The sequence below is a fragment of the Candidatus Leptofilum sp. genome (assembly GCF_965223285.1).
Classification (GTDB): domain Bacteria; phylum Chloroflexota; class Anaerolineae; order Promineifilales; family Promineifilaceae; genus Leptofilum.
On the sequence record NZ_OZ244997.1, the window covers coordinates 5,721,001 to 5,734,558 of the forward strand.

Annotated in this window: 11 protein-coding genes; 5 read left to right on the forward strand and 6 right to left on the reverse strand. The window is 53.8% G+C overall.

Features of this window, described 5'->3' with window-relative positions; all coding sequences use genetic code 11:
* Nucleotides 1-13 precede the first annotated feature (13 nt).
* The 3 genes from ACOQPU_RS25645 to ACOQPU_RS25655 all read left to right on the forward strand — a co-directional run bounded on the left by ACOQPU_RS25645 (nt 14) and on the right by ACOQPU_RS25655 (nt 2,324).
* Nucleotides 14-490 (forward strand): acyl-CoA thioesterase, encoded by a 477-nt coding sequence (locus ACOQPU_RS25645; RefSeq protein ID WP_420642673.1) that lies wholly within the window; start codon nt 14-16, stop codon nt 488-490.
* Nucleotides 487-1,626, forward strand: coding sequence for an ATP-binding protein (locus tag ACOQPU_RS25650; protein ID WP_420642674.1), 1,140 nt, complete (start codon nt 487-489; stop codon nt 1,624-1,626). Before ACOQPU_RS25645 ends, ACOQPU_RS25650 begins: the two co-directional genes overlap by 4 nt.
* A 65-nt stretch (nt 1,627-1,691) precedes the next feature.
* Nucleotides 1,692-2,324, forward strand: a complete 633-nt coding sequence (locus ACOQPU_RS25655) for a hypothetical protein (protein WP_420642675.1) — start codon at nt 1,692-1,694, stop codon at nt 2,322-2,324.
* A 67-nt stretch (nt 2,325-2,391) separates the two neighbouring features.
* Here ACOQPU_RS25655 and ACOQPU_RS25660 read toward each other — a convergent pair whose 3' ends face one another.
* The 4 genes from ACOQPU_RS25660 to ACOQPU_RS25675 form a co-directional block, all read right to left on the reverse strand.
* Entirely contained in the window at nt 2,392-2,631 is a 240-nt protein-coding gene (locus ACOQPU_RS25660) for an acyl carrier protein (protein WP_420642676.1), read from the reverse strand.
* A 186-nt stretch (nt 2,632-2,817) separates the two neighbouring features.
* Nucleotides 2,818-5,961 (reverse strand): O-antigen ligase family protein, encoded by a 3,144-nt coding sequence (locus tag ACOQPU_RS25665; RefSeq protein ID WP_420642677.1) that lies wholly within the window; start codon nt 5,959-5,961, stop codon nt 2,818-2,820.
* 130 nt (nt 5,962-6,091) lie between these two features.
* Entirely contained in the window at nt 6,092-7,399 is a 1,308-nt protein-coding gene (locus ACOQPU_RS25670; protein WP_420642678.1) for an NAD(P)/FAD-dependent oxidoreductase, read from the reverse strand.
* 167 nt (nt 7,400-7,566) lie between these two features.
* Nucleotides 7,567-9,180, reverse strand: a complete 1,614-nt coding sequence (locus ACOQPU_RS25675; RefSeq protein WP_420642679.1) for a hypothetical protein — start codon at nt 9,178-9,180, stop codon at nt 7,567-7,569.
* A 106-nt stretch (nt 9,181-9,286) separates the two neighbouring features.
* Between ACOQPU_RS25675 and ACOQPU_RS25680 the strand changes: the two genes are divergently transcribed.
* The gene (locus ACOQPU_RS25680) at nt 9,287-9,538 is read left to right on the forward strand and encodes a hypothetical protein (protein ID WP_420642680.1); all 252 of its coding nucleotides are present in this window, start codon (nt 9,287-9,289) and stop codon (nt 9,536-9,538) included.
* A complete protein-coding gene (locus tag ACOQPU_RS25685; RefSeq protein ID WP_420642681.1) occupies nt 9,528-11,153 on the forward strand; it encodes an META domain-containing protein in 1,626 nt (541 codons plus the stop codon). Before ACOQPU_RS25680 ends, ACOQPU_RS25685 begins: the two co-directional genes overlap by 11 nt.
* Nucleotides 11,154-11,244: 91 nt before the next feature.
* Here the strand turns inward: ACOQPU_RS25685 and ACOQPU_RS25690 are convergent, their stop codons facing one another.
* A complete protein-coding gene (locus ACOQPU_RS25690; protein ID WP_420642682.1) occupies nt 11,245-12,870 on the reverse strand; it encodes a G5 domain-containing protein in 1,626 nt (541 codons plus the stop codon).
* A 196-nt stretch (nt 12,871-13,066) separates the two neighbouring features.
* Complete coding sequence (locus tag ACOQPU_RS25695) at nt 13,067-13,462, reverse strand: DUF2267 domain-containing protein (protein ID WP_420642683.1); 396 nt, start codon at nt 13,460-13,462, stop codon at nt 13,067-13,069.
* Between the last annotated feature and the right edge of the window lie 96 nt (nt 13,463-13,558).

Below are 13,558 nucleotides of genomic sequence, written 5' to 3' on the forward strand. Positions count from 1 at the left end.
CAGGGAGAAAAAGTTGGAAGGAAAACGGCCGTCGGATTCCCAAATTACGCTTACCCAACTCATGGGGCCAACCAATGCCAATACCTTAGGCAATGTACATGGGGGTCTCATCATGAAGATGTGCGATGAAGCGGGCGGTATGGCAGCTACCAAGCATGCGCGGCGGCCAGCCGTCACCGTTACCGTTGACTCCATGAACTTTCATTCGCCCGTTAACATTGGCAATCTCATGACGGTGAAGGCAGAAGTGACCTGGGTAGGGCGAACCTCAATGGAAACTCGCGTCGTCGTTACTGCTGAAAATGTGATCAGTGGCGACGTTACACATACCAACACAGCCTACTTTGTTTACGTGGCGTTGGATGAAAACGGCCGTCCCGCCCCCGTCCCCCCGCTCATTCTGGAAAATGATGAACAGAAAGCTCGCTTTGAACGCGCGGCCCAGCGGCAGGCAAGCCGACTGCAAAGGCGACAGCAGGAAAACCTATGATCAAACGCCAATCTAAGCTGCTAGACATTTTGCGCCAGGCGTCGGCCACCAAAATTACCGACCTGCCTGATGCAGATTTAGGCCGTGCCGAAACTGAACCCTTTCCCTTTTTGGCGATCGTGGGGCAGGTAGAGATGAAGCTGGCCCTGACTTTGTCGCTGATTAACCCGGAGGTTGGTGGGGTGCTGCTCATCGGCCCACGGGGTACGGCCAAGACAACGGCCGTGCGCTCCCTCACCGATTTGCTGCCCACCGTGCGCCACAGCCTGTGCGTTCATGGCTGCACCGAAGAAATGATAGAGCAGCTAGGTATGGATGGCGTTTGCCACGACTGCGCCACCAAATTTGGACATGGCGAGCCGCTTGCTACGCTTGATAAAGTGCGTATTTTTGAGCTGCCGTTAAATGCCCGGTTGGATGATGTCGTCGGCGGCATCAACGAGCGCGTCGCTCTGGAACAGAACCGGGTACGGCTAGAGCGTGGCCTGTTGGGTCATGCGGATCGCCATATTTTGTACATAGATGAAGTCAATTTGCTTGACGACGCGATTACCGACGCTATTTTAGATGCTGCGGCGCAGGGGTATTACACCGTGCGCCGAGGGCCCTTGAAGATGACTTATAACGCCCGCCTGATGCTCATCGGCTCAATGAACCCGGAGGAAGGGCGGCTACGGCCGCAGCTCATGGATCGCTTTGGTTTGCGGGCGGTGGTACGTGGTTTGGATGAGCCAGCCCTGCGCTACCAGGCATACGAGCGGGCGATGAGCTACAAGCGGCAGCCAGAACTGTTTGCCGCCAGCTTTGCCGATGGCACGCTGGCACTGGCTGAGGAAATTCAGCAGGCGCGCGATCGGTTGCCGCATGTTACGGTGAGTGAGGCTGCTCGCGAGCTTGGTCTAACATTGGTTGAAAAGCTGGCAATTGATTCTAACCGGGCGGAGATTACGCTGTTTGAGGCGGCGCGCGCCCATGCTGCTGCTGATGAACGAGAAGAGGTGTTGGCAGAGGACGTGCAGGCAGTGGCTCTCTTGGCATTGCGTCAGCGGCAAAGTCCGGAGCTTACCCAGTTTTTTGCTAATCAGGCAGAAGAGGATGGGGTATTAACGGCCGTTTTCCATCAAAATTCCTCTTAAAAAACTCTGTGTCTCCTCTGTGCAGCTCTGCGTTCCTAAAAAATCTCAAAAACCATTGGTTCCTCATGACAAAACCACAAACGCAAACCCTCTTCCTCCTTAGCTTTACCACGATCTTGGTGGGGTACTTCATGGTTTGGCTGCCGGGGCCGTCGGCCGGATTGCAACTTTTGGGCTTTGAGATGGGAGAGTGGACCAAGTTCTTTGGGCTGGGTGTTAAGCGCAACTGGTTTTATTTGCCGCCAATCACTCTGGCACTTTGTTTGCTTTTTTTCACTGTAGAATGGGAGAACGGCCGTTACCAAACCTGGCTCTTTCGTGGGGCAGCAGTCGTCGTGAGCCTACTAGCATTCCCTGCTTTGGAAGATATTACCGATCCCACTAACTGGCGCGAATATGTGTCCCGCATGGTGGCGATTGGGTTGGTTGTGACTGTTGCTGGTTTGCTTACATTTATGCAGAAACGGCCGTGGCGGTTCCCTGTAAGCCGCATTTTGATGGTTGTGGCGGGGCTGGTTGGGTTAATCCTCCCGACGCTGATTTACCTGGAAGTACGGCCGTTTGCCAGTGACTTGATGCGGCTAGCGTTGGGATATGGCCCTGGTTTTTGGCTGAACATTGTAGGGCATACGGCCGTTATTCTGTTGGCGGGTCTGCAATTGGCAAAAAAAATAGCACCCCCAACGTGCAGTGGTTGATGGGGGCGCTCAGTAGATGTGAAGTTAGGTAATAGGGCAGTGTAATTTCCTGATTACCCAATTGCTTTTACGCACGCATATGCGTGTCGATGTAGCTCACGGCTTCGCCGACGGTCGTGATTTTCTGTGCTTCTTCGTCAGAAATCTCACCGTCGAACTTTTCTTCAAACGCCATAATCAGCTCAACCAGATCTAACGAATCTGCTTCCAAATCTTCCCGAAAACGTGCCTCTGGAACAATCTGTTCTTCCTCAACACCTAATAAATCAACAATAATTTCAGTTACCTGTGCTTGGGTATCGCTCATCCTAATCTCCTTCAGGTTTAAAATTTCAATTTTGTCTGGCGGGCAATTGTAAATTTTCGTAACGAATTGTCAAGCATTTTCCGCTTGCAGCTTGCCCGCACCACAGTAAAAAACACCATCCATTTGGGGAAGTTACGCCAAATACCCCAATTTTGGGCACGGCAGGTTTGTTTGATATGCAGATGTTTACTTTGGGGGTTCTGACAGATTGCTTACACTGTTTGCTTGCAGCCAGACGGCCGTTCCCAGCAACAAATAAAAGGCAAAGGCCAAATCTACCAGGAAGAAGCTGTGATCGACGAGTCCATGAAAGACCATGTCGGCTAAAGCCCCACCTAACCCTACAACCACAGGTAGCCACTCGGCTGAAATGCGTGGGCGTAGCTGCCATAGGGAGCGTGCCAACGCACCGACGAGCCACAGCCCAATGAGCAGTCCGGGTACGCCAATGCGCGTGGCAAAATCCAGGAACAAGTTATGTGGATGGCTTAAATTCGGATCGCGCCAGGCCGACTCCAAAATGTAGCGGCCACGATATTCGTACAGGAAGTTGTCTAGCCCCACGCCAAACCAGGGTTGGTCAGCGATCATATTGAGGCTGGCTTGCCACAGGCTCAGGCGGAAGACGCCAGTTTCTCCAGTGAGGCTGAGGCGGCCAGCCAATGCCGGAATTTGCTCGATGATGGCTAATCCTACTGCGCCTGCCACGCCAAATATGAGTAGCCAGGGCCACGTTTTACGGCCGTTCACCACCTGCCACTGCCAAAACAGAATCACGAAGGCGGCAGGTAAGCCCAAAAACAAACCGCCCTTGCTGAAGGTGAGTAGGAAGGCCAGCACGGTGGGGATGAGGACGGCCGTATACACCCACCATCTTTTGCCATGAACATGCTTGCTGCCCAGCAAGGCCATCCCACCCAGCAGCGGCACAATCCGCCCCAGGTAAAGTGCCACGTTGTTTGGTGAGCCGTAGATCGATTTCAGACGGAGCAGCCCACCCTCGGCGGTGATGAGGCTGGCGCGGTCGAAGCCCACTTGCCAAAGGCCATATAGCGCCACGACCAGCCCACCCAGTACAAAGCCATCCAAAATGCGCCACATTTCTGCCTTTTGGGGTTTTGTGCCGCGCAGCACCCAGTAAAACAGGGCTGGTTCTAAAATAACCACCCGCCATTCGTTGCTGGCTACGTCTAATCGATTAGTGAAGAAAAGGGAAGCGGTGGCGACGAGCGTGAGGGCGAGGATGCCGTAATCGGTAGGCAGCAATCGGTTTTCAGTAATCAGTAAACGGTTTTGTTGCTTAAAGCGTTGCAGGATAGCGGTGAGGCGGTTGGTAGCGTAGGCGGCGAAGGTGATTAATGTGAAGACCTCAATTAGCGAAAAGCGATAGTTGAGGATTGGTTTGGGCAAGGGTGGCACGTAGAACGGGAAGCAGAAAGCAATGAGGACCAGGCCCCAGACTGGCCGCCAATAAAGCAGAACAAAAAGGATTGCCAACGCTGCTGCGTAAATGAAAAAGGTAGGCGTGACGTAATAGATTGAGGCAACGGCAGCGGTGAGGGCGAGCTGGCTGCCATCTCCCAGGCGACGGTAGAGGCCACCCATTTGTTCGGCCCAGGTGAACCAGCCTGCCAAAAAAACGAGCGTAGCGGTTACGGCCGTTACTGCCAACTGCCAGCTTGCGTTCAAAGCGGTGAACTGCTCTCGCTGCTGGCGGAGCCATTCTGACCAGTTTGCCTGTCGCCAAATTCGTATAGCCATTATGAGAGAAAGCATAGCTGTACCCGCCAACAGCCATCGGCCCCACCGATACCAGCCATCCTGCGGCTGATATCCCACGCTGAAACCATTCAGTGCCCACTGGTCCCAGCCGCGCGAGGCCACGATTTCGGCCGTGTGGATGCCAGGTGGCAGGTTGCGGGCAACCCATTCGGTAGCGATATAGTCGTCGCTTTTCACCGCCGAGGTGAGAATGAGCATCGCGCCATTTTCGTCACGGGGGAGAGCGTTGGCGGGCTGGCCGTCAACGGTGATGTAAAAGCGGGCGCGGAAGTTGGCGCGGCGCACTCGCAGCCCCAAATCGGTGCCGTAAAAGGTGAAAGTTACTTTGTCACCGAGCAGCACGTCGTCTGGCTGCTGGCCAATGTCGGCCCCAAATTCGGGTGAGAATTCCCAATTGCCTTCGTACACTTGGGCGGGATTGTTGGGCTGGGCTAACTGGAAGCCAGGTTGGGCCACGGCCGTATTTTGATTGGCGAGATAGGTTTGCAGGGCAACGGCCGTTTCCGACCCAGCAACGCTAAATCCCCAAGCCGGATCGTCGGCCGGGGCTTCTGGTTCCCAACTCTCCAAAAAGGCAACGCCCAGCCAGGGCCATTCCAATCTGGCACGCTCCAGCGCGGCAATGGTGTACGACGCCTGCTGTGCGGCCGTCACTTCGCCCCAAATGGAAGGATCACCACGCCAATTGGCAGGCAGGCTGTTCCAACCCCAGTTGCCTGCCCAGATGGCTTTACGGCCGTCGCCGTTACGCACCATCACCTCTCGCAGCAAAATGGCGCGGCTAAAGTTGAGCGTTTCGTTGTCCACAGCGCGATCATCTGGCGAGCTGTTGAAGCCATACGGTTTGGCAGCAACAATGTCAAAGGCGTCAGCCGCGTCAGTTTCGTATAGCTGTTGCAAAAAGAGGTGATCGGCCAGATTGTCAGGCCCGGTTTCCACCGTGGGGGCCAGCGGCGCGGCCACAATCACTGCATCACTGTCGGCCTGGCGGATGGCGTTGGCCGCTGCGCTTAGGAGCGCGCCGTAATCGTCAGGATTGGGCGGCTGGTTGCCCCAATGGCTGGCAAGATTGGGTTCATCCCAAATCATGTAGAACTGGATTTCATCCCCATACCGACTAGCAAATTCGGCAGCCCATTGGGCGAAGACGGCCGTTTCTACCGGTGCAAAACCATTCTCAGGGTTGCCATCTAGCAAGGGGACGAGAGTGAGATGGTGTTGGGAAACGGCCGTTACCAACCGATCAGCTTCATCCCAATCAAACGCCTCGCTAAAATAAAACGGCTGCTTCACAAACTGCACGCCCATATCCGCAATCTGCTGGAGATTGTCGGTCAGAGCAGCATCGTCGTACTGGTTGAAGGCAACGTTGAGACCGGGCTGCATCCCGCCAAAGTTGACCGGTTCCGGCAGGCCGTCGGGGATGCCTCGCGTGAGAAAATCCTGCCTAAGCTGGAGCGCACCGATGACCAACAGGGCCACCAGTGCCAAAATTAGCCAAAAAAGGGAAAACAGGCGAGCGCGTTGCGAACTTTTTGCACCATTCATCCGCCTGATTTTGCCACGCCCCAAATTTGGTGCAACTATGTCTTTCTTACGGCTTGACTACGGATGCTTAAAAAATCAGTAATAGAATCGTTTTCGTTGGAAATGCTTAGTTTCCGACGAAGGAGATTTTTTATCCTAGCACTGTATGGCTGCTTTCTGTGTTGATTTCGCGGAGGCGGGAGTAGAAGCCAGCATTGAGCACAGCACTGGTATAGGGCATTTTTACCTGGATCGGGTCCACATCATGGTTTTGCCCATTTTCCACCGCATCGATGAGCGTGGCCATCAGGTGTCCCACGCCGGCGGCGTTTTTAAACTGGTTGCCGCTGGTGCCGACTGCCAGATAAAAGCCCGGCAGATCGGATTGGTCATAAATGGGAATCCAGTCGTCGGAGACGTCGTACAGGCTGACGATGCCGCTTGGTTTTGAGGGAATCTCCAGATCGGGAATGCGGCGGGCCAGGCGGTATACCTGGGTTTTCCAAAGCTGGTCAGTGAGATGAGGTTGGTATTCATCTGGGTTGGCGACCCATTCTTTGGGGTCACATTCAGGGTCGGTGCTGCCAACGAGGATGTTGTTTCCAGTTTCGGGACGATAGTAGATACCACAGTCGGCATCCGAAAAGATGAACCCTTTTTCGTTGAAGTTGAACCCTTTGGGTGAGGCGACATGGTGCACCTCCCGGCGCAGGGCGTTTGTTTTGATCTGCATCCCGTCTTCCACACCGGCCAGGCGATTGACAATAAACGAGTGCGGCCCGGCAGCGTTGACGACAATGGGGGCGTCAATCTGGGTGCCGTCGCTGAGGGTGATGCCTGAAACACGGCCGTTTTCCTGCCGCACTGCCACGACCTCCGCATTAAACAAAAAGTTGCCGCCATTGGCTTGCGCCGCCTGCATCAAATTGTAGGTCGCCAACTGCGGATCGTTGACGTAGCCACCTTGCGGATTGTAGATGCCGCCGGTGAGCGGCGTGGTGGGGTCTTCCCAAAAGGCCTCATCATCAATGGGACGGGGTGGGGCAAAGGTGTGCAAATTGCCGATGGGGAACTTTTCCCGCAGAGTTTCTAGGGTCCACTCTTCGTACGCGATGCCAACTTGCTCAAATATATTGATGAAATTTTGTTCGCCAGGATCGTTGTTGCGCAGGATGACAAAGCCACATTCCACATATTTGGCATAGCCGCGCTCATCAACTGGTCCAATGTAATCTGCCCAATCTTTCCAGTAAAAGTAATTTTCAAAGGCCATTTGCGCCCCATCGAGCGTGGAATAATGAAAGCGCACAATGGCACACGAATTGCTGGTGGAGCCAAACCCAGCGGCGGGTAGTTTGTCGATGTTCAATGGTTTGTAGCCACGCTTTGTGAGTTCAAAGGCGATGGCGCAGCCAATGATTCCGGCACCAATGATGATAGCATCTGGTTTTTGATTCATCGTTCCTCTCCTCAGACTAACTTAGCGGCGTGGCGCAGAGGGGGACAGAGAAAATTTAACGGTGTCCACGCTGCCTGACTTTTTTGTCAGATACGGCCGTATTTTAGCATAATTTGTCGTTGAAAATTCAGGGAGAAAGGGTGGGTAGACGAACATTTCGCGCTTGGTTAGGGTATCGATAGCCCTGCTTCTTGCAACGATTCTAGTATTTGCTTACGCAAATCGCCCTTCATGACAAACATGCTCAGAAAATGATCCGCCTGTTCAGGAAAATCCGGTTTCAACCTTAGCAGGTCATCTACCGCCGCCTGTGCCTCAGCTAGGCGTCCCAGTCGACTCAAAGCAGCAGCCCGTAATAATGCATCCCAGAACAAGCCGGGTAGATTAAACGCCTGTGCCTCAGCCAGCGCCTGCTCGTCCTCTCTACGGGAAAAATGATGCAAAAAATAAGGCAGGCGGAACCAGCCGGGGAAAAATGGGTTGAGCTTGATTGCCCTATCCAAAAGAGCCAGGCCGCTTGCCTCGTCGCCCGCTAAAGCCAGCCAAAAACCGGCGGTGCCGATATAAGCAGCGTCATTGGGATTTAGTTCAAGGGAGCGGTGGCAGACCCGCTGCACCCCTGCTTGATCCCGGTGTTGAAAATAGATATTGGCCAACACGCTATGAGCCTCTTGGCAGTGCGGGTCCAGCCGAATGGCTCGATTGGCGCAGATTAAGGCTTCACCCAGCGGATCGTCCGGCGAGTCTAGCCCTAGAATATAAGCATTGGTATACATGCCGCCCAGTGCCGCCCAAGCCGGGGCATAGGTCGGTGCTGTCTCCACTGCCTGTTCCAATGCTTGCCGCGCTTCCTGATGGGCTTCAGGCGTTACATTCATCAGAAAATCAGCCCGCCGCAGGACCGCTTCGTAAACGGTCAAGTCGTCGATCCGCTTGGCCCGCGCCGTTTGGGCTACCAGGCGGGGGATGACGCCATAGTTGGAACCAATGATGGCCACAATGCGCTCAATAATTTCATCTTGCACATCAAAGAGCGTGGCGGCGGTCAATTCACGGTCGAATTGCTGTGCCCACACCTGCAAGCCGTCATGGGCATCATTTAGGGCGACCGAGAGGCGTAAGCGTTTCTTGTCACGATAAACAGTTCCGGTTACAAGGAAATCAGCACCTAACTGTCGGCCGATTTCCGGCACGCTTTGGGTTGTATTGCTGAAGCGGCGGCAGGAATGGTAGGCGATGACGGCCAATCCCTGAAAGCGAGAGAAATAAACAGTCAGTTCATCGCCAATGGCGTCAACAAAATGATCTTGGGAGGCATCGCTGCTCAAGCTGTGAAAGGGCAGGACGGCCAAGACCGGTCCTTCGGTGATTATTTCGGCCGCCGGGGTATGTTCTGTTTCCTCATACTGAGCGGCAACGGCCGTAAACCGGGGCACATAGGTTCCTTTTGGCAGTTCGATGCGGATCGGAGCCGCTAGCCCTTCGTCTGCATAATAATCGTGCAGTGCCCGCCGCAGCCGACCAGCTTGAATGCGCACAATCGGGTCAGCTTGGGGATCAAAGTCGCGCTCACGCCCCCACGCTTTGGTAGCCACGGTGTAGGCCTTAATTTGCCCGGCGCGTCCAGCCAGCGTTTCTGTCACCACAAATTGCAAAAATTGGGACAGGCTAGGTGAAGCAATAAAAACAGAACTGGACAATATCCGTTCTAGTTGAGCCATAATTGCGGATGCCTCAGGTTGAGCAACGCCATCTGGGGTCATCCCGGTTGATTGAGCCATGCTCGCTATGTTACCTCATGTTACCGTAACTTACCCTCTCGTTACTTCACGGCCGTTTCCCGCTCCGCTATGATGATAGTGAAACAAAACAAGGAGCAGTGACGTGATGAATCAGGCTGTCCAACAAGTTATCAACCATTTCCCAAGCCAAGAAGAGCGTATTTGGCAGCTATGGCAAGCCGACGAAGATTTTCAAGAGGTGTGCCATGATTACACTCTCTGCCTAGAAACATTAAGCCGCTGGGCGGTCGCAGCAACAACACAGCAAACTCAAGAATATCTTTCTTTGCGCCGCCGCTTAGAATTTGAAATTGAAATGAAAATCGAAAATGGAAAGGAGAATCATCATGAAAACTAAATCAATTTTATTTGTTTTATTGACTTTACTATTGGGATTGGTTGCCTGCAATCCAGGCACTGTGGATGAGACCAATTCCGAAACGGAAACGGCCGTTCCTACCGAAACGCCGCCTGAATCCGACACCATAGACGAAACGGCCGTACCCGACGAGCTACTGGGCATCTGGTATTGGCTGGCTTTCGAGGATTCGGCCGATGGGGCTGAAAGCAACGATATCACCGTGTCCGACCCAACCCAATATACGTTGGATTTCCTGGCCGATGGCACAGTTAATATCAAAGCCGACTGTAACAATGCCAGCAGCCAAGCCACAATTGATGGCAGCAGCCTCACCTTTGCCCCAGGCCCGATGACGCTGGCCGAATGTGAACCCGGCTCCCTGTACAATGAGTTTCTGGCTAAATTGGGCGACGTCGTCACTTACGTCTTTGACGATGATGGCAATCTGGTGTTGAACTTGAAATTGGATGCGGGCAACATGATTTTGAGCCGCGAGGCGCAGACGGCCGATTCCACCCCAGCATTGGACGCGCAGAGCCTCCGGTTAGATACGACAGGCGTCGCCTCATCTTGGAATTGGGTCGTCGTGCCTGAAAAACCGTACGACCAAAGTATGCCTCCCGGCCCGGTCGGCCTGCCGGCACACATTGAAATCCTGTTTGGCGACACCGAAGCGGCCGGTCACCAGCTTGGCGACCCCATTATGTATCTCATTCCGGTCGAGGCTTACCAGCAAATGTGGGATGAGGCGGGAAATACATCGGTCGCCGACGCCCTGACACTGATTGCTGACCGGACGTACATTGCCAATACGTCTGGTGCAGTTGCCGCGCTACCTTTTGAAGAAATCATGGGCGTCAAAGACTTGACCGCGCAGTTGGGACGGGCCATCCTTTCCGGTCAACTGCATGAGACGAGTGCAGCCCAAAGCGGCTACCGTTTCATTGGCCGCTGGGCTCAAGATGCCAACCCGGTGACTAACCAGAATCTTACCTACGTCTACCAGGGCTTCACCAATGACGGCCGTTACCTGGTCTCCTTCTTCTACCCCATCACGACAACAGCCCTGCTCGCTATTGAAGATGTCTCCCAAGAGGAATTTGACCGATTGGCTAACGATTACGCAGCCTACATGGCCGAAAAAACGGAGCTGCTAAATGGATTGGACAGTTCCGACTTCACCCCTAACTTAGCAGCACTGGATGCATTGGTTGCTTCATTGGAAATTGATGGCGTGCCTGTCTCCGGCCTACAAGAGAAGACCTGGCAGTGGACGAGCGGCCCAATTCAACCCGGCAGCAGTGAAATCGTAATGATTGACAATCCGGAACTGTACCAAGTGACCTACCGTGCAGATGGCACGATTGAAATTGTTGCCGACTGTAATCAGGCCAGCATGAGCTACGAATTACGGCAGAGTGGCCTGAATGGCAGTCTGCTAGCCACGCCTGGGCCAATGACGCTGGCCGAATGCGGGTCGGATTCCCATTACCAGGCATTTATCAGCAGCCTAGAAGCGGCTCAAGATTACCGGGTCATGCCAGGTGGTAACGAAATGGAACTGATTTTACCAGCTGGTGGCGGAACGCTTTCCTTTGTAGCTGCTCCATAAAACGCCAACCAATAAAATAACCTTACAGTAGCAAGACATTTTTCATCATGTCTTGCTACTTTCTTTTTTGGCTGTTTACAGCAGAAACGCTTTATTCTGAAGGAACAACCTGCCGGGGCGGGGTGAGTGTGGGGGCCAGGTTGAGGGGGGTGTCATCGTTGTTGCTGGCGGGGAGACGTAGGCCGAGGCCGTACGGTGCCCAGGTGGGGTGGCTGGCAAGGGTGTCGTCGGCAGTGATTTGGGTCGCAATCGAAGTTTCCAAATTCATGATGAACAGATCATCATCAAAAATAAAGGCAATGTCCTGCCCGCTTGGCCCCCAGGCCATGAAGTGACGGTCGCGAGGGAAAGCACTGTTTTCACCCAGCGGCGGGTAAATTTGGCGGGCGTTGCTGCCATCCTGGTCCATCAGCCAGAGGGTGTAGTTGCTGCGCAGGCTGTCTACCGGATCGGCCGTGCGCAAAAAGGCGATGTGGCTTTGGTTAGGATTGGTGACCCAATGCAAATGGCCCCACATGCCGGTTTGGTCGATGAGTTGCTGGTTGAGTGAGGAGAAGATGTCAAACACCCAACTGTTAAACTCCATTGTGCGATCATCTTCGCCGCCGTGATTGGTAATGGCCACAAAACGGCCGTCTGGCGACCAGGTGAGTGTAGGCACCCAAACCCAGTCGGCCAGCGTGTTGTAAGCAGTGAACTGCTGTAGCTGCCGCCGCTTAAACGCATTTTCCTCGGCAAAGGTGTCGATGACGCCCATTTCATTGGCGTAGGCATAGGCCAGCATACGGCCGTCTGGGGACCAGGCGTAGTTCCCCCCCCACCAACCATTGAGTGCGGGGTAAGTGTCGATAAACTGCTCTGGCTCAAACAAGAAGTCGGCGTCGTCAGACCAGTCGGCCAGCCAGAGATCATTGTTGGCTTCCCAGCCGGGCGGCTGATCAACTGGATTGGCGGTGGTGTAAGCAATTTGGTAAGGGCTGAGGCGGTTGGGATTCCAATCGGCCCAAAGCACGTTGGTCACCCCTAATTCTTGCGGGCGTGCGCCACGCTCGGTACCAATGATCCATAGAGTATTGCCAAAGCCGTTGTTTTGGTCAACGCTGCCGCTGTCAGTGAAAACACGCGTGTAGAGCAGGTGACGGCCGTCTGGCGACAGGCTAAACACGCGTCCGTCCAGGCCATCCCCAGTGTTGAGCGTTTCAGGCACGGCCGTACTGCCCCGCATGAGAACGGTCGTGCCACCGCTAATAATCGCCAAATTGCCACCAAAATCCACGTTGCCCCGGTTGGCCCCAATGCCAATCATCACCAGTTCGTCTTGTGGTTCTGCCAGGGTGACTTCATTGGTGCGAATGCGACTCACCTCTTGTCCGTCTCGATACACAATGCGAATGGTGATCTCTTTGCTGCCATTTTGCCCCGCCTGCACAATTTGCGGCGGATCATCGGCACTCATTGTGTCGGTACGCACAAATTTGCGCTCGAAGGGGATGATTTCTTCAGTGATTTCCACCGTCTCGCTGACGCGCACCACGCGAATGGCCATGTCTGGGGTGAGCGGCGTGAACAGCGGGGGATCGACCTCATCTAGCTCGCCCACGTCTACACCAGCCTCAGATAGCAGTTCACGGACGGTGGCACTGCTGGTGGTGAGGTTAAAGGTTTGGCCATCTACCTGGAGCGTGAGGGGAACGGCCGTTCCGTCAGTTTGGCTCACATTTGGCTGGGTACATCCCACCAGCAACAACAAAAAAAGGCAGATGATCCATGTGCTGGCTTTGTGCCAGTGAGGATCATCTGCTTGTGTGGTTGCACTTTTACTAATCACTATGGAGTGAAAAGTAATCAGTTTTCAGTCATCAGTATTCAGTTTTTTTACTGATTACTGACCCACTGTTCACTGATTACTGGCTTTACGCTTTTTCCCACAGTTCGCGCACTTCTGGTGAAAGTGCATCAGCGACGGCTTGCTGTACGTTGCCATCCACTAACTGCTTGACACCGTGGAAGACAGCCAAAATGGGGGTACGGGCAAAGTGTGGGTCGCTATTGCCGCTGCGCCGCGACACCTGGTTTTGGAATTCATGGCTACTGATCTGGCTGTTTTTGAAGTGGAGCAGCCAAAAAATACGCTTCACGTCATTCCCCAGCTCTTTGGGAAGGGCATTGGCCAGCTTCTTTTTGGTACGGCCGTCTAAATTAAAGCCGAGCGTTTTGAGAACGGCCGTGCTCCAGCGGTGTGCATGAGCGGGCGTACGCAGGCTTCCCTTATCTTGGACAGTTTGGTAATAATTGCTTAGATCAGTCATGGTTAAAATTATCCATCTTAATGGTGAAAATGGCGAACAAATTGCCTCATTGATTTTTACCTTGCCTAATTCAGAGCGTCAAGTTCATTTTTGTGA